This is a genomic window from Streptomyces sparsogenes (assembly GCF_001704635.1).
Classification (GTDB): Bacteria; Actinomycetota; Actinomycetes; order Streptomycetales; family Streptomycetaceae; genus Streptomyces; species Streptomyces sparsogenes.
In genome coordinates this window covers 24,854-44,916 of sequence record NZ_MAXF01000131.1, presented here as the reverse complement: position 1 = coordinate 44,916, position 20,063 = coordinate 24,854, and the positions used below count along the sequence as shown (strand labels likewise).

Annotated in this window: 16 protein-coding genes and 1 pseudogene; 8 read left to right on the top strand and 9 right to left on the bottom strand. The window is 73.7% G+C overall.

The features are described 5' to 3' along the window. Nucleotides 1–42: 42 nt before the first annotated feature. Nucleotides 43–2,046 (bottom strand): heavy metal translocating P-type ATPase, encoded by a 2,004-nt coding sequence (locus BBH68_RS27595; protein WP_065966410.1) that lies wholly within the window; start codon nucleotides 2,044–2,046, stop codon nucleotides 43–45. Nucleotides 2,047–2,202: 156 nt separating this feature from the next. Between BBH68_RS27595 and BBH68_RS27590 the strand changes: the two genes are divergently transcribed. Further along, entirely contained in the window at nucleotides 2,203–2,637 is a 435-nt protein-coding gene (locus BBH68_RS27590; protein WP_065966409.1) for an ArsR/SmtB family transcription factor, read from the top strand. 235 nt (nucleotides 2,638–2,872) lie between these two features. On the opposite strand, the gene BBH68_RS27585 is transcribed toward BBH68_RS27590, so the two are convergent. The 5 genes from BBH68_RS27585 to BBH68_RS27565 all read right to left on the bottom strand — a co-directional run bounded on the left by BBH68_RS27585 (nucleotide 2,873) and on the right by BBH68_RS27565 (nucleotide 10,424). Further along, entirely contained in the window at nucleotides 2,873–4,939 is a 2,067-nt protein-coding gene (locus tag BBH68_RS27585) for an RICIN domain-containing protein (protein WP_065966408.1), read from the bottom strand. Nucleotides 4,940–5,014: 75 nt separating this feature from the next. Then, nucleotides 5,015–7,096, bottom strand: a complete 2,082-nt coding sequence (locus BBH68_RS27580; RefSeq protein WP_065966407.1) for a beta-galactosidase — start codon at nucleotides 7,094–7,096, stop codon at nucleotides 5,015–5,017. Between the two features lie 54 nt (nucleotides 7,097–7,150). Beyond that, complete coding sequence (locus tag BBH68_RS27575; protein ID WP_065966406.1) at nucleotides 7,151–8,497, bottom strand: ABC transporter substrate-binding protein; 1,347 nt, start codon at nucleotides 8,495–8,497, stop codon at nucleotides 7,151–7,153. A gap of 52 nt (nucleotides 8,498–8,549) precedes the next feature. Then, nucleotides 8,550–9,497, bottom strand: a complete 948-nt coding sequence (locus tag BBH68_RS27570; protein WP_065966405.1) for a carbohydrate ABC transporter permease — start codon at nucleotides 9,495–9,497, stop codon at nucleotides 8,550–8,552. A 3-nt stretch (nucleotides 9,498–9,500) separates the two neighbouring features. Beyond that, a complete protein-coding gene (locus BBH68_RS27565; protein WP_065966404.1) occupies nucleotides 9,501–10,424 on the bottom strand; it encodes a carbohydrate ABC transporter permease in 924 nt (307 codons plus the stop codon). A gap of 297 nt (nucleotides 10,425–10,721) precedes the next feature. On the opposite strand from BBH68_RS27565, the gene BBH68_RS27560 reads away from it, so the two are divergent. Together BBH68_RS27560 and BBH68_RS43410 are read left to right on the top strand one after the other, a co-directional pair. Beyond that, complete coding sequence (locus BBH68_RS27560; protein WP_065966414.1) at nucleotides 10,722–11,732, top strand: LacI family DNA-binding transcriptional regulator; 1,011 nt, start codon at nucleotides 10,722–10,724, stop codon at nucleotides 11,730–11,732. Between the two features lie 132 nt (nucleotides 11,733–11,864). Further along, a complete protein-coding gene (locus BBH68_RS43410) occupies nucleotides 11,865–12,146 on the top strand; it encodes a hypothetical protein (protein ID WP_245738336.1) in 282 nt (93 codons plus the stop codon). A 104-nt stretch (nucleotides 12,147–12,250) separates the two neighbouring features. Here the strand turns inward: BBH68_RS43410 and BBH68_RS27550 are convergent, their stop codons facing one another. After that, nucleotides 12,251–13,204: a GlxA family transcriptional regulator gene (locus BBH68_RS27550; protein WP_065966403.1), complete on the bottom strand. Its 954-nt coding sequence runs from the start codon at nucleotides 13,202–13,204 to the stop codon at nucleotides 12,251–12,253. Nucleotides 13,205–13,292: 88 nt separating this feature from the next. On the opposite strand from BBH68_RS27550, the gene BBH68_RS27545 reads away from it, so the two are divergent. Further along, on the top strand, nucleotides 13,293–14,015 hold the full coding sequence (locus BBH68_RS27545; RefSeq protein WP_065966402.1) for a DJ-1/PfpI family protein: 723 nt from the start codon (nucleotides 13,293–13,295) through the stop codon (nucleotides 14,013–14,015). 39 nt (nucleotides 14,016–14,054) lie between these two features. Here BBH68_RS27545 and BBH68_RS42140 read toward each other — a convergent pair whose 3' ends face one another. After that, nucleotides 14,055–14,228, bottom strand: coding sequence for a hypothetical protein (locus BBH68_RS42140; RefSeq protein WP_158080400.1), 174 nt, complete (start codon nucleotides 14,226–14,228; stop codon nucleotides 14,055–14,057). Between the two features lie 367 nt (nucleotides 14,229–14,595). Between BBH68_RS42140 and BBH68_RS27540 the strand changes: the two genes are divergently transcribed. Beyond that, entirely contained in the window at nucleotides 14,596–15,072 is a 477-nt protein-coding gene (locus BBH68_RS27540; protein WP_065966401.1) for a hypothetical protein, read from the top strand. A gap of 75 nt (nucleotides 15,073–15,147) precedes the next feature. On the opposite strand, the gene pdxR is transcribed toward BBH68_RS27540, so the two are convergent. Continuing rightward, a complete protein-coding gene (pdxR, locus tag BBH68_RS27535; RefSeq protein ID WP_079151229.1) occupies nucleotides 15,148–16,770 on the bottom strand; it encodes a MocR-like pyridoxine biosynthesis transcription factor PdxR in 1,623 nt (540 codons plus the stop codon). A 157-nt stretch (nucleotides 16,771–16,927) separates the two neighbouring features. On the opposite strand from pdxR, the gene BBH68_RS27530 reads away from it, so the two are divergent. From BBH68_RS27530 to BBH68_RS27520, 3 genes and pseudogenes are all read left to right on the top strand, one after another. After that, nucleotides 16,928–18,292 carry a four-carbon acid sugar kinase family protein gene (locus tag BBH68_RS27530; protein WP_065966400.1) on the top strand — a complete coding sequence of 455 codons (1,365 nt, stop codon included), beginning with the start codon at nucleotides 16,928–16,930 and terminating at the stop codon, nucleotides 18,290–18,292. Further along, nucleotides 18,289–19,358, top strand: a pseudogene (gene pdxA / locus BBH68_RS44565) (4-hydroxythreonine-4-phosphate dehydrogenase PdxA). The gene BBH68_RS27530 and the pseudogene pdxA overlap by 4 nt, the downstream one beginning before the upstream one ends. Then, nucleotides 19,355–20,044 (top strand): 4-hydroxythreonine-4-phosphate dehydrogenase, encoded by a 690-nt coding sequence (locus BBH68_RS27520; RefSeq protein ID WP_065966399.1) that lies wholly within the window; start codon nucleotides 19,355–19,357, stop codon nucleotides 20,042–20,044. The pseudogene pdxA and the gene BBH68_RS27520 overlap by 4 nt, the downstream one beginning before the upstream one ends. Nucleotides 20,045–20,063: the final 19 nt, after the last annotated feature.

Sequence of the window (20,063 nt, the reverse complement as noted above, 5' to 3'; positions counted from 1 at the left end):
GGGGCGTCGGCGCGGCGTTTACGGCGGTGTCCGCGCGGCCGCTCACGGGGCGTCGGCGGGACGGGCCCGCTGCCAGGCCGTCTCGGCCAGCAGGCGCAGCCCGTTGAGACCGACGATGACGGTCGAGCCCTCGTGTCCAGCGACGCCCAGCGGCAGCGGGAGGGTGCCGAGCAGGTCCCAGGCGACCAGGACGGCGATGAAGGCGCCGGCGATGACCAGGTTCTGCGCGACCAGCCGGCGGGCGGCGCGGGAGAGGCCCACGACGGTGGGGACGGCGGCGAGTTCGTCGCGCACCACCACGGCGTCGGCGGTCTCCAGGGCCAGGTCGGAGCCGGCCCTGCCCATCGCGACGCCGGTGTCCGCGGCCGCGAGGGCGGGGGCGTCGTTGACGCCGTCGCCGACGACCAGCACATGGTGTCCGGCCGCCTGGAGCTCCCGCACGGCGGTCACCTTGTCCTGGGGGAGCAGCCCCGCGCGCACGTCCGTGATGCCGGTGTCGGCGGCCAGCCGGCGCGCGGCGGGCTCGTTGTCCCCGGTGACCAGCACCGGGGCGGCGGCGGTCAGGGCGGTCAGGGCCGCGACGGTCCCGGCGGCGTCGGGGCGGAGGCGGTCGGCCACGCCCAGCACGCCGACCGGGACGCCGTCGGCCAGGACGACCACGGCGGTGCGGCCCGCGCCCTCCAGCTCGGCCACCGCGTCCCGCGCGGCGTCCCGCCGTGTGGCATCGGCCGGCGCGGCGGACCCGTCCAGCAGCCGGGCCGGGGCGCCGACGCGTACGACGCGGCCCCCCACCGTGGCGGTGACGCCGAGGCCCGGGGTGGAGGCGAAGTCCTCGGCGTCCGGCAGCGGGAGGCTGCGGGCGCGGGCGGCGGCGACGATCGCGCGGCCCAGCGGGTGCTCACTGGGGTGCTCGGCCGCCGCGGCCAAGGTCAGCAGCTCCCGCTCGGACACCCCGGGAAGCCCGGGGCCGGACAGCGGGCGCAGCTCGGTCAGCCGGGGGGTGCCCTCGGTGAGGGTGCCGGTCTTGTCCAGGGCGACGGCGTCCACCTGGCCGAGACGCTCCATGACCACCGCCGACTTCACCAGTACGCCGTGGCGGCCGGCGTTGGCCATGGCGGACAGCAGCGGCGGCATGGTGGCCAGGACCACCGCGCACGGCGAGGCCACGATCATGAAGGTCATCGCGCGCAGCAGCGTGGCCCGCAGCTCCTCGCCGAGCGCGAGGGGGATCGCGAACAGCGCGAGCGTGGCGGCCACCATGGCGATCGAGTAGCGCTGCTCGACCTTCTCGATGAACAGCTGCGTGGGGGCCTTGGTCTCGGCGGCCTCCTCGACCAGCTTCACGATCCGGGCGATCACCGAGTCCGCGGGGTCGCGCTCCACGCGGACCCGCAGCGCGCCGGTGCCGTTGACCGTGCCGGCGAACACCTCGTCCCCGGCCCGCTTGGCGACCGGCAGCGGCTCGCCGGTGATGGTGGCCTGGTCGACGTCGCTCTCCCCGTCCAGGACCCGGCCGTCGGCGCCGATCCGGTCCCCGGGGCGGACCAGGATCACCTCGCCCACGGCCAGCGCGTCGGCGGGGACGGTCTCCTCCCCGCCGCCGGCCGTCAGCCGGGTGGCGGTGGCCGGGGCGAGGTCGAGCAGTCCGCGCACCGAGTCCGCGGTGCGCGCGGTGGCGAGGGCCTCCAGGGCCCCGGAGGTGGCGAAGATGACGATCAGCAGCGCGCCGTCCAGGACCTGCCCGATCGCGGCGGCGCCCAGGGCGGCCACCACCATCAGCAGGTCCACGTCGAGGGTCCTGTCCTTCAGCGCCTTCAGCCCGGCCCACCCCGGCTCCCAGCCCCCGGTGACGTAGGTGGCCGCGTACAGCGGGCCCCAGGCCCAGGCCGGGGCGCCGAGCAGGTCCGCAGGCAGCGCGACCAGGAACAGCGCCAGCGCCGCGAGCGCCCAGCGCGCCTCGGGCAGCGCCAGGACGCGGGTGCGCCTGGGGGGCGCGGCGGCGGGCCGCACGGGTGGCGGGGCGGTCTCGGTCAGGGTGGAGGCCATGACGAGGGAGTCCTTCACGGGAGGAGTTCGGGGCGGAGTGCGGGACGAGTTCGGGAGTCGGGGACGAGTTGGGGGGTGCGGTAGGGGCGCTGACCCTCTCCACCGTACAGGAACGCATGAACATGCGTTCATGCTTGGGGTCCGTAGGATGGGGCCATGGGCCACGGAGCGAGCACCCCCGACAGCGGCGCGACCCCGCCGCGCACCCGTCTGACCGCGGAGAACGCGCCCCAGGTCGCCACGACCCTCCAGGCGCTGTCCACCCCGTCCCGGCTGCTGATCCTGGCCCGCCTGCGCGAAGGCCCCTGCGCGGCGACCGAGCTGGCCACCGCCGTCGGCATGGAGCAGTCCGCCTGCTCCCACCAGCTACGGCTGCTGCGCAACCTCGGCCTGGTCACCGGCACCCGGCAGGGCCGCTCGGTGGTCTACGCGCTGCACGACAACCACGTGGCCGCCCTCCTCGACCAGGCCCTCTACCACGTCGAACACCTCCGCCTCGGCCTGACCGACGCCCCCGCCGAAGCCACCGAGTCCGCCGCCGAGCCCGCCGCCGCGTACGGGGACCCGGCGGCGCTCACCCCGCGCACATGACGCTGCCCCTGCCACGGTCGGACCGTGGCAGGGGCAGCGGTGCCGGAGCGGCGGGGGCCCGAGTGCGGCGCTAGGGGGTGTCTCCCCGATCTCTGCGGGCCCGCGACGCCTGGCACGCACGCTCGCTGCGTTGTCGGGCCCGCCCAAGTAGGCCCACTACGAGGGCGACCCTCCGCCTTGCGATCGCACGCACCAGACGCCGCGGGCTGATCCACAGAGACCGGGGAGACACCCCCTAGCCGGCCGAGCCGGAGCGGCCGGCCGTCACATCGGTCACCTTCCAGCGCTGATTGGCCCCGGAGTTCGGCTGCCAGACGGAGACGGCGGCCCCGTCGTGGGTGGCCTGTCCCGAGACCTCCAGGAGGGTGCCGGTGGCGGCGTTGACCAGGGTCCAGGTGGAGTCACCGGTCGTCGACATGATCCACTGGGTGGCCTTGTCACGGGTGCCCCGGTCCGCTTCGAGAACCGCGGCGCCGTCACGGACCGCGAGGCGCTTGCCGTCCACGGGGTTGGTGAACACGTACCGCTGCCGGTTGCCCTCGCCGCTGATCTGGCGGAGTTGCCACTGCTGGGCGGCGTCCGCGGCGTCGGCGGACGCGGTCCTGATGACCAGGCCGGTGCCGCCGTCGGCGACGGTGAGCGCCTTGCCGCTCTGGGCGCCGGTCAGCCGGTAGGTGTGGCCCTCGCGCAGCAGCGGGGCGTCCTTCGCGGTGCCGGCGACCCCGCTGACGAGGAAGGAGGTCACCGACTGCGCCGGCACGGTGAAGGTGGCGCGCCGGTCGCTGACCGCGATCGGCCGGTGCTTGACGAGCTTGCCGTCGGCGCTGGTCACCACGGGGGTGACGGTGGCGCCGCGGGCGACCCTCGCGAACTTGGACAGGTCGAGGGTGACGGCGCGCTCGGCGGTGGTGCTGTTGACGTGGACGACGGTGGCGGCGTCGCCCCGCCGGGAGACGGCGGCGGCGCTGGAGGTGTCGTCCACCTTCACCAGCCGGTCGCCGGGCTTGATGTAGTGGGTGAAGTTCCTGGCGGTGTCGAACTTGGTGTTGGTGCGGATCGGGCAGGTGCTCAGGGTGTCCCGGGAGGTGCAGCTGAAGGGGATCTGGATGCTGCCCCAGTTGCCGCCCTTGGCGGACTCCCCGCCGGGCTTCATGTTGTCGTAGTCCTCGACGGGCTGCCAGAAGACCCAGGCCCGGGGCTCGAGTTCGCGCAGGTCGTCGACGATGTGCTGGGCCATTCCGAGACCGGGCCGCATGTCCTGGAAGCTCTGGCCGTCGCCCCAGTCGCCCTCGACCTCGCTCATCCACAGCGGCTTGTCCGCCGCCTTGGCCAGGTCGCGCACGGTGGTGCGGCCGCCGGTGCCGTAGGTGTGCACGTTCATCTGCCCGACCAGGTCGCGCACCGCTTGCGGGTAGGTGTTCCAGTTCCGGGCGAAGGTGGTGGGGTTGGTCTCGTCCATCGCCGAAATCCTGGCGCCGGTCCTGGCCTTCTTCAGGGCCGGGGCCAGCGCGAGGATCACCTTCTGCTGGAGTTCGGGGCCGATGTGGGCCCCTTCCTGGCGGCCGCCGACCGGCTGTCCGTCGGCTCCCAGGCGGGTGCTCCAGTAGTTGGTGTTGGGTTCGTTGAACGGGTCGACGGTGTCGACCTTGATGTGGTGGGCCTTCTCCAGCCGCTTGGTGGCACCCGCCAGGTAGGCGGCGAAGTCGTCGACGGAGTCGGCCCTGAGCTGGTCCGCGGTGGCGTCGAAGCCGCCGGAGACATAGCCGCTGGTGGTCATGAACCAGGGCGGCGAGTTACTGAACGTCTCCCAGTGGTCGATGTCGCCCTTGATCCGGTCCACCCACCAGCGCTGGTTGGCGTCGGCGTCCGGGTTCCAGTCGGCGGGGTCGTCGGCGCTCCACCAGTCGGTGTCCTCGCGGGTGGTGCCCTCGGGCGCCTTCCACCAGCCGGGGACCGCCCCTCCGGCGCGGAGGTAGTCCTTGACGTCGGGGGCGTTGCCGCCGCCGATGTTGTAGCGGGCGATGTTGAGGGCGAGGCCGTCGTCGTCGAAGAGGAGCGAGGCGAGCTTCTGGCGTATCTCCTCGGGGTAGCCGCCGGTGACGTTGGCGAACCACACCAGGCTGGTGCCCCAGCCCTCGAACTTCTGCTGCTGGTAGGAGGGGTCGGGCCGGACGGTCACGGCCTGGGCCTGCTCCTGCGCCTCCGCCTGCGGGGAGGGGGCGGTGATCAGGGCGGCGCCCGTGGCCAGGGCTGTGATGCCGATGGTCCCCAGGAGCCGTCTGGTGCGGGTACGGCGTGCCAACGTGTGCTCCCAACTCTTCGGTGGTCGCTTCGGTGGTCCGGCACGGCCGGCGGCCGTGCCGGGTGGGGGGTGGGGTCAGGAGGCGGGCTGTCGCACCACGGCGACCTCCCGCGGGCGCAGGGTGAGCGAGCCGTCCGCGGCCAAGGTGCCGCCGGCCAGCGGCTCCCCGGCCACGCCGGACAGGCTCACCTGCTCGTCGGTGCGGTTGACGAGGAACAGATAGCGGCCGTCGGCGTCGCGGCGGGCCGCCGTCTCGACCCGTCCGCGCGCCTCGGCGGGCAGGTCGCTGTGGACGTCGGCCGCCGCCAGCAGGTCCGGCAGGAGGCGGGCGAGGCCGTCGGCGCCCAGCCGGGTGGAGACGTACGCGGCCGAGCCCTGGCCCACCGGGCGGCGGGTGACGGCGGGGCGGCCGGCGTAGGCGCCGGTGCGGTAGTGGGCGAGGGTGTCCACGTCCGGCTCGGTGACGGTGATCCGGTCGGTCCACAGGGTGCCGGTGGCCGGGCCACCCGCGTCGCCGAAGCCGAAGCCGACGCCGTCCAGTTCGACGGTGTCGTCGGCGAGCAGCGGGCCGAACTCCTCGATGCGGATGCCCAGCAGCTCGCGCAGGGCCCCGGGGTAGCCGCCCAGCCAGATGTGGTCGTTCTCGTCGACGACCCCGGAGAAGTAGGTGGTGACCAGGTGCCCGCCCGTCTCGACGTACCGGGTGAGCTCCTTGGCCAGCGGCCCGGGGACCACGTGCAGCACGGGCGCGATCACCAGCCGGTAGGCGCCGAGGTCGGCGCGGGTGGTGACGACATCGGCGCGGATGCCGAGCGCGAGGAGGGCGGAGTACCAGTCGAGGGCCTCCTGCCGGTAGTTGAGGCGGGAGCTGGGGTGCGAGTCCTGCTCGCTGGCCCACCACGACTCCCAGTCGTAGACGATCGCGACCGGCGCCGGTTCGCGCTCGGACCCGGCGACCGGCGCCAGCGCCCGGAGGGTGGCGCCCAGCTCGGTCACCGCGCGGAAGACCTCGCTGTCGGCCCCGGCGTGCGGCACCATCGCCGAGTGGTACTTCTCGGCCCCGGCCGCCGACTGCCGCCACTGGAAGAAGCAGACCGCGTCGGCGCCGTGCGCCACGTGCAGCAGGGAGTCGCGCGCGAGGTCCCCCGGGCGCTTGGCCACGTTGACCGGCTGCCAGTTGACCGCGCTGGTGGAGTGCTCCATGAGGAACCACGGCCGCCCGCCGGCGATGCCGCTGGTGAGGTTGGCGGAGAAGGACAGCTCGTCGCGGTCCTGGGGGCCGGGGTGGACGTAGTGGTCGTTGGAGACGAAGTCGATCTCGTCGGCCCAGTCGGGGTAGTTCATCCCCTTGGTCTCGCCCATGACCATGAAGTTGGTGGTGACCGGCACGCCGGGGGTGATCTCGCGCAGGACGTCCCGCTCCGCGCGCAGGTACTCCTTCAGCGCGTCGGAGGAGAAGCGCTTGAAGTCGAGCTGCTGGGTGGGGTTGGGGTGGGAGGCGGCCAGCCGGGGCGGCAGGATCTGCTCCCAGTCGCTGTAGCGCTGGGACCAGAAGGCGGTGCCCCAGGCGTGGTTGAGGGCGTCCAGGGTCTCGTAGCGCGCCCGCAGCCAGCCGCGGAAGGCGCGCGCCGCGTCGTCGGAGTAGTCGTAGACGTTGTGGCAGCCCAGCTCGTTGGACACGTGCCAGGCCACCAGGGCGGGGTGGTCGGCGTAGCGCCGGGCCATCTCGGTGACCAGGCGCAGCGCGTGTTCGCGGAAGACGGGCGAGGTGGGGCGCCAGTGCTGCCGCGCCCCCGGCCACACCGTCTCGCCGGCGGCCGTCACCGGGAGGATCTCCGGGTGGGCCGTGGTGAGCCAGGGCGGCGGGGACGCGGTGGCGGTGGCCAGGTCGACCCCGATGCCGCCCGCGTGCAGCAGGTCCATGACCTCGTCGAGCCAGCCGAAGTCCCACCGGTCCCGGGCCGGCTGGATGCGGGCCCAGGAGAAGATCGCCACGGAGACGATGTTGACGCCGGCCCGGCGCATCAGCCGGATGTCCTCCTCCCACACCTCGCGCGGCCACTGCTCGGGGTTGTAGTCGGCGCCGAACGCGAGGCGGGGGGTCGCGGGGTCACCGTCCGACCCGTGCGGAAGCCGGGACAGGAGGGTGGAGATCATGGTGGTCCTTCCGGTGTACCGCACGGGGCGGCGCGGGGTTCGTGCGGTGGTGCTCTACTGCGAGACGGTGAAGCCCTGCTCCTTGCCGTACTTGACGGAGGCGTCCTGCCAGGCCTTCAGCCCCTTGGCGAGCGGGGTGTGCGAGACGTAGGCCTTGCCGACGCTGTCGTTGAAGATCGAGTTGGCGTACACCTGGTAGGGCAGGTACGACCAGCCCCGGCCGACGTTGGCGGCCGAGTCGGCGAAGATCTTGTTGGCCTTCTGCCCGCCGAAGTACGGGAACTCGGTGTCCTGGAACGCCTTGGACTGCAGGTCCTTCGTGGTGGCCGGGAAGGCGCCGCCCTTGAGGCGGGTCTGCACGCCCTTGCCCGCGTTGGCGTACTCGACGAAGGCGTAGGCGAGTTCCTTGTTCTTGCCCGCGGCGGGCAGGGCCAGCGAGCTGCCGCCGTTCTCCGCGGTGGTCTTGTCGCCCTTGGTCCACTGTGGCATGGGGGCCACGCGCCAGTCGCCGGAGGCGTTCTTGACGCCCGAGACGAAGTTGGCGGGCATCCAGGCGCCGGTGACCAGGGTAGCGATGTCGCCGTTGCCCAGCCCCTTGTACCAGTCGTCGGTCCAGCCGTTGACGGGCGCCAGGAGCTTCTCGTCGATGAGCTTCTGCCAGGTCTTGGTGTAGGTGGCGGCGCCCTTGTCGGAGAAGTTGATCCCCACCTTGGTGCCGTCGTCCGAGACCTTGTACGGGCGCGAGCCGGCCTGCCACAGCATGCTGGTGGTGAAGCCCGCGTCGCCGGTGTCACTGGTGATGTACGCCTTGGGGTCGGCCTTGTGCAGCTTGCGCGCCGCCTCGACGTACTCGTCCCAGGTGGTGGGCACGGCGATCTTGTACTTGTCGAAGACCTTCTTGTTGTAGAACAGCGCCATCGGGCCGGAGTCCATGGGCAGGGCGTAGACGGCGTCGCCTGTCTTCACCGAGTTCCACGGGCCGGGCGAGTAGGTCTTGGCGAGCTTGTCGGCGCCGTATCCGGAGAGGTTGTCCAGGGACTTGGTCAGCGCGAACTGGCCGAGCGCGTAGTACTCGATCTGCGCGACGTCGGGGACGCCCTTCTTCGCCGATATCGCGTTCTGCAGGGCGGTGTACTGGTCCTTGTTGGTGCCCGCGTTGACGAGGTTGACGTGGACCTTGGGGTGGTCCTTCTCGAAGTCCTCGACGACCTGCTTGAGCGTGGGCTCCCAGGCCCAGACCGTGATCGAGCCGCCCTTCTTCAGGGCCGCCTGGATGTCCCCGGCGGACACCTTCTTGTCACCGGAGCCGCCGTCGTCGGAGCCACCGCAGGCGGTGGCTCCCAGGGCGAGGGCGCAGACGAGGCCGATGCCGCGCAGCAGGCGGCGGGTGTTGTTGGACATGGAGGTGCTTCCACTTCTTCGTGGTGGGGTGGGGGTTGTCCCTTGAGGCTGGTTATTCCTTGACGCTTCCGGCGGCGAGTCCGGACTGCCAGTACTTCTGGAGCAGCAGGAAGGCGGCGATCAGGGGGAGGATGGTGATCAGCGAGCCGGTGATCACCAGGTTGAAGACGGCTTCGCCACCGGCCGTCTGGGCCTGGGCGTTCCAGCTGTTCAGCCCCAGGGTCAGCGGATACCAGTCCGGGTCCTTGAGCATGATCAGCGGCAGGAAGTAGTTGTTCCAGGTGGCGACCATCGTGAACAGCAGCACGGTCACGATGCCCGGCGCCAGCAGCGGCAGGCTCACCCGGAAGAAGGTGCGCAGCTCGCCCGCCCCGTCGATGCGGGCGGCCTCCAGCAGTTCGGTGGGGATGGCCTCGGTGGCGAAGACCCACATCAGATACAGGCCGAAGGGCGAGATGAGCGAGGGGAGGATCACCGCCCAGGGGGTGTTCGTGAGCCCCATCTTGCTGAACATCAGGAAGGTGGGGACCGCCAGGGCGGTGGTGGGCACGGCCACGGCGCCGATGACGACGGCGAAGACGGCGCGCTTGCCGGGGAAGGTGAACTTCGCCAAGGCGTAGCCGCCGAGGACGGCGAGGAAGGTGGCGCCACCGGCGCCGAGCACCACGTACAGCAGGGTGTTCAGCAGCCAGCGGACGAAGACCCCGTCGTTGTAGGTGAAGGTCTCACGGATGTTGTCCCACAGGGCGAAGTGGTCGCCGAACCACAGCCCGGGCGAGTCCGCGAGGCCTTCCTGGGTCTTGGTGGAGCTGATGACCAGCCATATCAGCGGCACCAGGGTGTACACCAGCACCAGGCCGGTGAGCCCGGTCAGCAGCACGCTGCGGCGGGGGCGGCGCCGGTCGGCGGCCTTGCGGGGGGTGCGCAGCCGGGGCGCGTGGCCGGGCGGGCCGGGCGGCGCGGGTGTGGGCTTGGAAGCGGTGGTGGCGGGGCTGCTCATGGTTCACGCTCCCTTGCGCATGCCGCGCAGCTGGACGACATAGGCGATGACCATGGTGATCAGCCCCATGACGATGGCGACCGTCGCGGAGTAGTTGTGCTGCTGGCCGTTGAAGGACAGCGTGTAGGTGTAGTAGTTGGGGGTGTAGTCGGTGGTGACCGCGTTCGGCGCCAGGGGCTTGAGGATGCTCGGCTCGTTGAACAGCTGGAAGCTGCCGATGATCGAGAAGATGGTCGCGATGACGAGGGCCCCGCGGATCGCGGGGAGTTTGATGGCGGTGATGACGCGGAGCTGTCCGGCGCCGTCGATCTCCGCGGCCTCGTACAGGGAGTGCGGGATCACCCGCAGCGCCGAGTAGAAGATCAGCATGTTGTAGCCGACGAACTCCCAGGTGACGATGTTGCCGATCGACGCCAGGATCAGGTCGGGCGAGAGCGGGTCGGGCAGCGAGACGCCGAAGGCGTCGTTGATGTCCCCCACCAGGCCGAAGCGGGTGCCGTACATGAAGGCCCACATGAGGGTGGCCACCACGGCGGGCACCGCGTAGGGCAGGAAGATCGAGATCCGGAAGAAGTTCTTGCCGTACAGCCGTCCGCTGTCCAGGGCCAGCGCGACCAGCAGGGCGATGCCCAGCATGATCGGCACCTGGACCAGCAGGAACAGCCCCACGCGGGTCACACCGGCCCAGAACTGGTCGTCCTGGAGGGCCTGCTGGTAGTTGTCGAGACCCACGAAGGTGTTGCCGCCGATCAGCCTGTCCCGGAAGAGGCTGAGGTAGATCGAATAGCCGATGGGGGCCAGGAAGACAAGGGCGAAGACCGCCACGAAGGGGCCGACGAACCCCCACCCCGTCCAGGACCGGCGGTCCCGTTTCAGTGAAGGCCGTGCGGTGCGGTCCACGGCCGCCGGCGGTTGCAGCGTCGTCATTGCGTTCCTCGTTCGTCCCTCTCGGGCCTACGGCCCGGCGCCCACGCGATGTTCACGCAAACACCGCGCCCGACAAAAGGCCTTGATGGGTGTTATGTTTACGTAAACATCCGGTGGCGGCATGTCTACACTGCCCGAATGTCGACGGTCAAGGGTCACCGTCCGAAGAAACCGCGAATCTGCGGGCGAGAGGGGGCATGGGTGGATAAAGCGGACAGTAGCGCCTCGGCGAGCACACCACGGACACGGCGGGTGCGGGCCGGGGCCCGCGCCGACCGACGGGTCCAGCGCGCCTCCATGGCGGACGTCGCCCGCCTGGCCGGCGTCTCCTCCCAGACCGTCTCCCGGGTCTCCAACGGCTACTCCGGCGTGACCGAGGAGACCCGGCGGCAGGTGCTGGCCGCGATGAAGGAACTCGGCTACCGGCCCAACAGCGCCGCCCGGGCGCTCAAGCGCGGCGAGTTCCGCACCATCGGCGTCATCACCTTCTCCCTCGCCACCACGGGCAATGTGCGCACCCTCGAGGCGATCGCCACCTCCGCGGCCCAGGAGGGCTACGCCGTCACGCTCCTGCCCGTGGCGGTCCCCACCCAGGACGAGGTGCGCGGGGCCTTCTCCCGCCTGGGCGAACTCGCCGTCGACGCCGTCATCGTCATCATGGAGGTGCACCTGCTCGACGCGGCCACCGTCTCGCTGCCGCCGGGCGTCCAGGTGGTGGTGGCCGACTCGGACGCCGGCGACCGCTACAGCGTGGTCGACACCGACCAGGCGGGCGGGACCCGCGCCGCCGTACGCCACCTGCTCGACCTCGGCCACCGCACGGTGTGGCACCTGGCCGGCCCCGAGGAGTCCTTCGCCGCGCAGCGCCGGGCCGACGCCTGGCGCGCCACCCTCACCGACGCGGACCGCACCCCGCCGCCGCTGGTACGGGGCGACTGGTCGGCGGAGTCCGGCTACCGGGCCGGGCTGCGCCTGGCCGAAGAGGCCGACTGCACGGCGGTGTTCGCCGCCAACGACCAGATGGCGCTGGGACTGCTGCGCGCCCTGCACGAGCGCGGCCGGAAGGTGCCCGAGGACGTCAGCGTCATCGGCTTCGACGACATCCCCGAGGCCGGCTCCTTCCTGCCTCCCCTGACCACCGTCCACCAGGACTTCGCCGAGGTGGGGCGGCGCTGTGTCGAGGGGGTGCTGAGGCAGATGCGCGAGGACGTGACGGAGCCCGGCACCACGCTGGTCCCCACCCGCCTCGTCCTGCGCGGCAGCACGGCGCCACCACCGGCGCGCCTCCGTGCCGGCGGGGCCGGGTGAGGGGTGTGACCCAGATACGCGTCGAAGGGGCAATGGGTTGATCTTGAAGCCCTGAACGTCTGGCCCGTCACTCGTTCGACTCAGCGTCGTTGGTGGTGATGTTGACCATCATCTTGGGGCCTGAGGTGGGTTGTGACCTCGATCGAACGGACCGCGTATCCGCGGTTCAAGCGGCTGATCACCGCGCATGAGCTGCATCTGTTCTGCTCGCCGACTGGCGATGAGCTGGAGTGGGCGGCCGGGGCGACGGACGGGGACGAACATCTGCCGGCGCGGGTCGGCGTGGCGTACGACCAGGCGCAGGCCCGGCGGATCGCCGAGCAGTCGATCCGCAAGGAGGCCGCGGCGAAGAACCGGACCAGGGCCAGTCCCTGCCCGGCTTGCGCGTGGTGGCCATGCGACCACGGGGGCTAGCTACGCTGGCCGGGGCCCCGGTCGCCGCGCACCTCGTTTGTGAGCCGGTGAATCCCCCCATCGGGTCAGCCGCCGACGCCACCCCGCGCCCAGGCGCAACAGCTTCAGCCGTGCCGGGCCGCCCGCCGGTACGCCGACGGCGTGGTCGCGAACAGATCGGCGAAGGCCTGCCGCAGCGTCTCGGTGGTTCGCAGTCCGCACTGGCGGGCGATGGCGGTGAGCGGCAGGCTGGTGGCGGCCAGCAGCTGGGCGGCGGCTTCGGCGCGCACGGCGCGCACGTGCCGGGCGGGCGTGGTGCCGAGCTCCGCGGCGAACAGCCGGGTGAGGTGACGCGGGCTCACCCCGGCGAATCGCGCCAGCGTGGCAGCGTCGAGGTCGGCGTCCGGGTGGGCGGTGATGTGTTCGCAGACCTCCCGGACCAGCCGGTGGTCGGGCGGCGCCGCCGCCACGTGCATGCTCACCTGCGCCTGGTTGCCCGGCCGCTGCAGGTACGCGACCAGCAACCGGGCCACCTCGCGGGCCAGCGCCGGGCCGTGGTCCTGCTCCACCAGGGCGAGCGTGAGGTCGATCGCGCTGGTGACGCCCGCCGAGGTATGGACATTGCCGTCGGAGACGAACAGCGACGCGGGGTCCACGGTGACGGCCGGGTACCGGGCGGCCAGCTCCGCCGCCCACGTCCAGTGCGTGGTCGCCCGGCGCCGGTCCAGCAGGCCGGCCGCGGCCAGCAGGGTGGCGCCCGTGCACACCGAGACCACCCGGCGGCTGAGCCCGGCCAGCCGGCGCAGGTGGACGAGCAGCCGGGCGTCCTCGGCAGCGGTCTGATGCCCCGGCCCGCCCGCCACCACCACGCTGTCCAACCGGCCGCCGACCCGCTCCAGGGCGTCGGCGGCGAGGGTGAGGCCGCAGCTCGTCCGCACCGGCAGGCCACCGAGCGAGACCAGCTCGACCCGGTATCCGGGTTCCGCGCCCCCGCGCGTGGCCGTGTCGAACACGCCTGTCGGGCAGGAGATGTCGAGCAGCTCGGTGTCCGGGTAACCGATCACGACCACACGGCGCATCAGCGACTCCTGGCGTCCGGAAGACAGGGATCACAGGATTCCAGACACGGTCCGCGCGACGGCCGCTCACCCCGGCAAAGCTGGTGGCATGACAACGACCAGGACCATCGCGTTCGTGCTCTACCCCGGCCTGACCGCCCTCGACTTCGTCGGGCCGCTCCAGGTCATCAGCGGCTTGCAGGAACTCGGACTCGGCTTCGAGGCCGTCACGGTGGCAGCGGCCCGCCAGCCGCTGCCGACGGACAGCTCGGTGTCCGTAACCGCCTCCCACACCTTCGAGCAGGTGCCCGCGCCGTACGGCCTGATCGTCCCGGGCGGCGGTGCCCCGACCTTCGCCGCCCTCGCGGACGAACAGCTGACCGGCTACGTCCGGCAGGCGGCCCGCGGCGCCGAGGTGGTGGCCTCGGTCTGCACCGGCTCGCTGATCCTCGGGGCCGCCGGTCTGCTCGAGGGCCGTGAGGCGGTCACCCACTGGGCTGCCATGCCGATCCTGCGCGCCTTCGGCGCGACACCCGTGTCCCGGCGCTGGGTCGCGGACGGGCGCGTGCTCACGGCCGCCGGAGTGGCGGCGGGCATCGACATGGCCCTGCACCTGGTCACCGAACTGGTGGGCGAGGATGCCGCCCGGATGATCCAGGCCGCCATCGAGTACGACCCGCAGCCGCCGCTCGGCCCGATCGACTGGGATCGCGTGGACCGCGCGTTCATGGAGTCCGTGATCAGGTCGGCGGCCGAGAAGGGCCTGGCAGACCATCCGGAGCTGCTCGCCCGCCTCGCTACGGCCGACGGGGCCCGGAGCGTGTCCCCCTGATGGACCGGTGTTCCATGTCTCGCGCTCCGCGGCCGGCCGTCACGACGCCTTGAGCACCGCCGCCACGATCGGCCCCGCCGAATCGCCGCCGTGGCCGCCCTGAAGGACCAGGCCGGCGGCGGCCACGCCGCCACGGTAGGCGGTGAACCAGCCGTTGGGTGTGGCCTGGCCGTCGACCTCGGCGGAGCCGGTCTTCGCGCCGTACGCGCACACGGCCGGCGTTGACGAACTCCTCGAACGGCTCCGAGCCGTCGGCTGAGGCTCCGCCACCGACTTCCGGCTCCTGCTTGCGAAGTTCAGAACAGATGGCCGTGAATGTGCCCCGGCCGCCCGCTGGCGATCTTCCCTCGCGACGAGTGAAGCCCAGGGCTGTACGCGCGGTTACTCTCACAAACGTTCCTTTCCCGGAGCAAGATCGGAAACGGGCCGCCGGGCCGCCGCCGATCCCGGATCGGTTCTCAGAACCCGTTCTCACGCAGTCTGGCGAGTGACCCCCTTCTGAGAATCGTTTGTGAACAAGATCCGGGGGCATGACGGACCTTCAAGGACCTTCCCCGGCCGACCGGGGACCGGGACAGCCGTGGCGGCCGCCTCGCTGCACGCCGCGCTGGAGCACCTGGACGCGCTGCCGGACCGCTTGGGCCGCTGCGACCCGCGGTGCGGTTTCCCCACCGCCCCCGTGCCCGTGCCCGCGCGTGCGGCCGGGCCGGCCGACGTGCTCCGCGCGCCCCGCCGCCAGGCCGCCGGGCGGGGAGCCGAGCGGTGGCGCGGTGCCCCGGTGGCCTGTTCGCTCACCGGCGACGGCGTGGCCGAGCGCGTCGGCGCCTGGCACGCGGCCCTCGACGGCGCGCGGCGGGAGCCGATCCCGGACGGGCTGAAGCTGACCCTGCCCGCCGATCGGGCCGCCGCTCTGGCCGAGCTGGCCGCCGCCGAGCAGCGATGCTGCCCGTTCTTCGACTTCCGCGTCCACCTCCACGGCCCCCGCCTGTCCCTGGAGGTGCGGGCTCCCGCCGACGGGGCCGACCTGCTCGCCGAACTGTTCGGCGCCGCCTCCTGACCAGCCGCCCCTTGTGTACTGCCCGTCCCCGCCGGAAAGACCTTTCTGCGCTCGTCGCCCGCTCCGTCGCCCTGTTCATCGCGGCCGCCCTGTTCGGGTGACCGGCCCGTCGAGGCGGGCCGCCACCCGGGCCAGGGTGGCGGGGGCCACGCCCGCGTAGTCGAGCAGCAGGCCCGTCGCGGCCGGGGGGCCATGGCCGTACGCGCTGAGCCGGTCGACGAGGATCCCGTCCCGCAGCAGCTCCTCGGCCCACTCGGCCTCGGCCCGGGCGTCCGCGGTGGCCAGCAGCACATGCAGCCCGCCGTCCAGCCCGCGCACCGGCAGCAGGGGGGCCGCCTCCCGCAGCGCCGCCCGCTGTTCGGCCACCAGCGCGCGGGCCCGCCGCAGCTGACGGGTGAGCTCGCCGGTGGTGAGCAGTTCGGCGACGGCCTGCTGGACGGGCAGGCTGGGGTACGAGTCGGTCTCCCCGCGCAGCCTCGCCACCGCGGCCGCCAGGGGGCGCGGCGCCACCAGGTGCCCCGTCCGCAGCGACGGCGCCAGCAACCGCGAGAGGGAGCCGACATGGGCGACGACACCATGGTCGTCCGAGGCGGCCAGGGCGGGCGGGCCGGCCGCGGTGAACTCGCCGCCGTAGTCGTCCTCTACCAGCAGCACGCCCTGCTCGCGCGCCCAGGACAGCAGGTCCCGACGCCGGCCGGCCGACAGCGGGGCGGTGGTCGGGAACTGGTGGGCGGGGGTGAGCAGCAGCATCCGCGGCGGCGGGTCCAGGCCCCGCACCACCTCCACGCGGATCCCGTCGCCGTCCACCGGGACCGGCTGCACGACGGCGCCGCGCTCGCGGGCCATGCGGGCGAACGGCGGATAGCCGGGGTCCTCGACGGCGACCCGGTCGCCCGGCCGGATCACCGCCCGCAGCAGCAGCCCGAGCGCCTCGGCGGCGCCGCTGGTCACCACCACATCGGCGGGCGCGGCGGCCACGCCCCGGCCGGCCACCAGGTAGTCGGTGAGCGCCGCGCGCAGCCGGCGGTCCCCGGCCGGGTCCCCGTAGCCGCTCGGCAGCCGCCGCTGGGCCGCCGCCTGCCACGCCCGGCGCCAGACCACCGTGGGCAGCACCGCTGCCGGGCGGGCGCGCAGCCGCAGGTCGAGGACCGGCTCCGGGCCGCCCGGCCCCTCGGGCGCCGGCGTCAGCCGTTCCAGCCAGGGCGCGGTCTCCGGCACCGGCCGGGCCCGGCGCGGCCGGCCGTCGGCGCGTACGTAGCTGCCGCTGCCGTGCCGCCCGGTGGCCAGGCCGCGTTCGGCGAGCACGGCGTAGGCGGCGAGCACCACATTGCGCGAGACACCGGCGGCGGTGGCCAGCGCCCGGGAGGACGGCAGCCGGGTGCCCGGGGCCAGCCGTCCGCCCTCGATCGCGGCGGCCAGCAGGCGGACCAGGCAGTCGGCCAGGCTCTCCTCCCCGTCCCGGGGCAGCGGCAGCGGGATGCCGGCGGCGGCCACCGACTCCAGGCCCCGCTCGGCGCGGACCCGCCCGCGCTCGGCGGCGCCCCTGCCGCGCCCGTGACCTCCCGCCGGGGCGGCGCGCCCCGGGGCGTGCTCCCGGCCCGGCAGGCCGTTCGCATGTGTCGCGGGTGGCGGGTCGATGTGCGGCTCGTGCGCGTGCGGCGGGTCGGTGTGCGGCTGGTCCGCGTGTGGCTTCAGCACGGCCTCCGAGTGAGTGGTCCGCGACGTCCGGGGCGAAGTGGCCCTGTCGCAGCGTACCGGCCCGGCCGAGACTGAACGCGCCACCGCACCCGCCACCCGGCGCCCGGCGCCCCGCCGGCCAAGGCCCGACACGGCACCAGCACAGAACGGACACCGCATGACGAGCACGACGCCCGCCCCCTCGACCCCCGCGCCACCGGGCCCCCGGTTCGTCGTGCTGGCCGACGATCTGACCAGCGCGGCTGAGGCGGCCGGCCACCTCGCCGACACCGGGCGCGCCGCCTCGGTCGTCCTGGACCTCGACGACCCGTCCGCCACGGACGGCGACTCATGGCCGTGTGTCGACCTCGACAGCCGCCACCTGCCACCGGACGAGGCCGCCCTCCGCCACCGGCGCGCCACCACGCGGCTGCTCATGCCGGCCCGGAGCCACCCGCTCGGCGTCTACAAGACGATGGACAGCTCCCTGCGCGGCAACTGGCCCGCCGAACTGGCCGCCGTCATGCGGGCGTCCGGCCGCGCCGTGGCCGTGGTGGCGCCCGCCTGCCCCGCGTACGGCCGGCACACGGTGGGCGGCCACCAGTACGCCGGCGGCGTGCCGGTGCACCGGGGGCCGGCCGGGCGGGACCCGGTGGGGCCCGTGACGGACTCCTCGGTGCTCGCCCCGCTGTCCGGGGCGGGGTTGCGCGTCACCGTCGTCGCGCCCACCGCCGACGCCCTGGCCGCGACCCTGGCCCCCGCCCTCGCCTCCCCCGCGCCACCGGCCGGGGGCACCGCGCCGGGGCGGGCCCTCGTGGTGGACGCCGCCACCGGCGAGGACCTGGACCGGATCGCCGCGGCGGTGGCCGGACACCTGGGTGAGGTGGTGCTGTGCGGCAGCCCCGGCCTGTGGGAGGCGGTGGTCCCGCCCGGCCCGGGGCGCTCCCCCTCGCCCAACCCCGCGCCCGCCTCCGTGGCCGAGTCCGTGGCCGCCTCCGTGGCCGGGTCCGTGGCTGCCTCCGTGGCCGGGGCCGGGGCCGCCCCCGTGGCCGGGTCTGCCGGGCGGGCGCTCGTCCTTGTCGGCAGCCGTCACCCCACCACCCGGGAACAGCTCGACCGGCTCGGCAAGGACGGCGTCCCCGTCCTCGCCACCACCGACCTCGCGGGCCGGCCCGACCCGGCCGGACACCTCACCCGGCTCCTCGACACCCACTCCGCCGTCGCGCTCACCACCCCCGAGGCCCTGGCGGACGGCCCCGAGGCCGCGGCCCGGCACCTGCGGGAGCTGGCCTCCCTCGGGGCCGCCTGCGCCCGCGCCCTGCCCGGCCTCGGGCTCGTGCTGAGCGGCGGGGACACCGCGCGCGAGGTCTGCGAAGTCCTCGGCGCCCCCGCCCTCCACGCGGTCGGCACCCTCGCCCCGGGCATCCCGCTCGGCGTCCTGAGCGGCGCCCGCCCCCACCCCGTCATCAGCAAGGCCGGCGGCTTCGGCGATCCGGAGACCCTGATCGCCGCCGTCGCCGCACTCACCCGGAGGACCGCATGACGTCCACACAGGTGTCCGCCGCACCGGCCCGGCCACGGCTCGCCGTCACCATGGGCGACCCGGCGGGCATCGGACCCGAGATCACCGCCGCCGCCCTCGCCGGCATCCGGACGCGGGACCAGGACGCCGACATCGTCGTGGTCGGCGATGCCGCCCGGCTGCGGCAGGCCGCCCGGCTGCTGGGCCTGACGCCGGCCGTCGAGACCGTCGAGACCGTCGAGACCGTCGAGGACCCCGGGGCGGGTGCGGGTGCGGGTGCGGAAGGTGCCGTACGGGTGCTGCAGACCGGCGGCCCCACCGACCACCTGCCCTTCGGCCAGGTGTCCGCCGACGCCGGCCGTGCTTCGTACGGTTACGTCGAGACCGCCGTACGCCTCGCGCTGGACGGCAGGCTCGACGGCATCGTCACCGCCCCGATCCACAAGGAGGCCTGGCACGCGGCGGGCATCGCCCACCCCGACCACACCTCCACCCTGGCCGCGCTCACCGGCGCCCCGCGCCACGCCATGATGCTGGCCAACGACGAGCTGCGGACCGTTCTCGTCACCACCCATCTGCCCCTGGCCAAGGCGCTCACCGAGATCACCGCCGAGCGGGTCCTGGGCATCGTCGAACTCGCCCACGACGAGCTGCGCGCCCTCGGCATCACCTCGCCCCGTATCGCGGTCGCCGGGGTCAACCCGCACGCGGGCGAGGGCGGCCTGTTCGGCGACGAGGAGGTCCTGGCCATCCCCCCGCCGTCGAGGCGGCCCGGGCCGCGGGCATCGATGCCTCCGGGCCGCATCCGCCGGACACCGTCTTCATGCGCGCCCGCCGCGGCGAGTTCGACATCGTGGTCGCCCAGTACCACGACCAAGGGCTCATCCCCGTCAAGCTGCTCGGCATCGAGGAAGGCGTCAACGCCACCCTGGGCCTGCCCTTCGTCCGCACCAGCGTCGACCACGGCACCGCCTTCGACCTCGCCGGGACCGGCCGCGCCGACGCGGGGAGCCTCCGCTACGCCATCCGCAGCGCGCTCGACCTCGTACGCGCCCGGCGCGGGCAGTCCGGCGGGAGGGCGCGATGACCGCCGGCCTGGAGTTCGTCTTCATGCTCACCCGCGACGACCGCACCGTCGCCGACGCCCACGCCGTGCTGGACCGGGTCGGCGACGTCGGCCTGCGCCACATCGGCTTCAAGGACGTCGGCCTGCCCTTCGGGGAGCTGCGCGCCCTCGCCGACCGCGTCCACGACCTGGGCGCCCGCTCGTACCTGGAAGTCGTCAGCGTCGACGCCGCCGACGAACTGCGCAGCCTGGAGGCCGCGGTGGGCCTCGGCGTGGACGTGGTCCTCGGCGGCACCCACGTCGCCGAGGGCGTCAGGGTGCTGGACGGCGCGCCCGTCGAGTACTGGCCGTTCCCCGGCCGCGTCGAGGGTCACCCCAGCGTGCTGCGCGGGACCGCCGCCGACGTCGTGGCGAGCGCCCGGCGGCTCGCCGGGACGCCGGGGGTGCACGGCCTCGACCTGCTCGCCTACCGATTCGGGGGCGACGCCGCCGCCCTGGCCGCCGCCGTGGTCGCCGCCGTCGATGCGCCGGTCCTGGCCGCGGGCAGCGTCGACCGGGTGGCACGGATCTCCGCGCTGCGGGACGCCGGTGTCTGGGGCTTCACGGCCGGAACCGCCGTGCTGGACGGCGGCTTCCGCGTCGACGCCGCCTCGCGCGACGTGGCGGACCTGGTGCGGGCCGTGCTCGGGGCGAGCCGCCTGCCCTGACCCGGGCACCCGCTCGGCG

Excerpts from the sequence above, each read along its gene's own strand:
- BBH68_RS27595 (WP_065966410.1), bottom strand. The coding sequence starts at position 2,046 with ATGGCCTCCACCCTGACCGAGACCGCCCCGCCACCCGTGCGGCCCGCC.
- BBH68_RS27590 (WP_065966409.1), top strand. The coding sequence starts at position 2,203 with ATGGGCCACGGAGCGAGCACCCCCGACAGCGGCGCGACCCCGCCGCGC.
- BBH68_RS27580 (WP_065966407.1), bottom strand. The coding sequence starts at position 7,096 with ATGATCTCCACCCTCCTGTCCCGGCTTCCGCACGGGTCGGACGGTGAC.
- BBH68_RS27575 (WP_065966406.1), bottom strand. The coding sequence starts at position 8,497 with ATGTCCAACAACACCCGCCGCCTGCTGCGCGGCATCGGCCTCGTCTGC.
- BBH68_RS27570 (WP_065966405.1), bottom strand. The coding sequence starts at position 9,497 with ATGAGCAGCCCCGCCACCACCGCTTCCAAGCCCACACCCGCGCCGCCC.
- BBH68_RS27565 (WP_065966404.1), bottom strand. The coding sequence starts at position 10,424 with ATGACGACGCTGCAACCGCCGGCGGCCGTGGACCGCACCGCACGGCCT.
- BBH68_RS27560 (WP_065966414.1), top strand. The coding sequence starts at position 10,722 with ATGGCGGACGTCGCCCGCCTGGCCGGCGTCTCCTCCCAGACCGTCTCC.
- BBH68_RS27550 (WP_065966403.1), bottom strand. The coding sequence starts at position 13,204 with ATGCGCCGTGTGGTCGTGATCGGTTACCCGGACACCGAGCTGCTCGAC.
- BBH68_RS27545 (WP_065966402.1), top strand. The coding sequence starts at position 13,293 with ATGACAACGACCAGGACCATCGCGTTCGTGCTCTACCCCGGCCTGACC.
- BBH68_RS27530 (WP_065966400.1), top strand. The coding sequence starts at position 16,928 with ATGACGAGCACGACGCCCGCCCCCTCGACCCCCGCGCCACCGGGCCCC.
- BBH68_RS27520 (WP_065966399.1), top strand. The coding sequence starts at position 19,355 with ATGACCGCCGGCCTGGAGTTCGTCTTCATGCTCACCCGCGACGACCGC.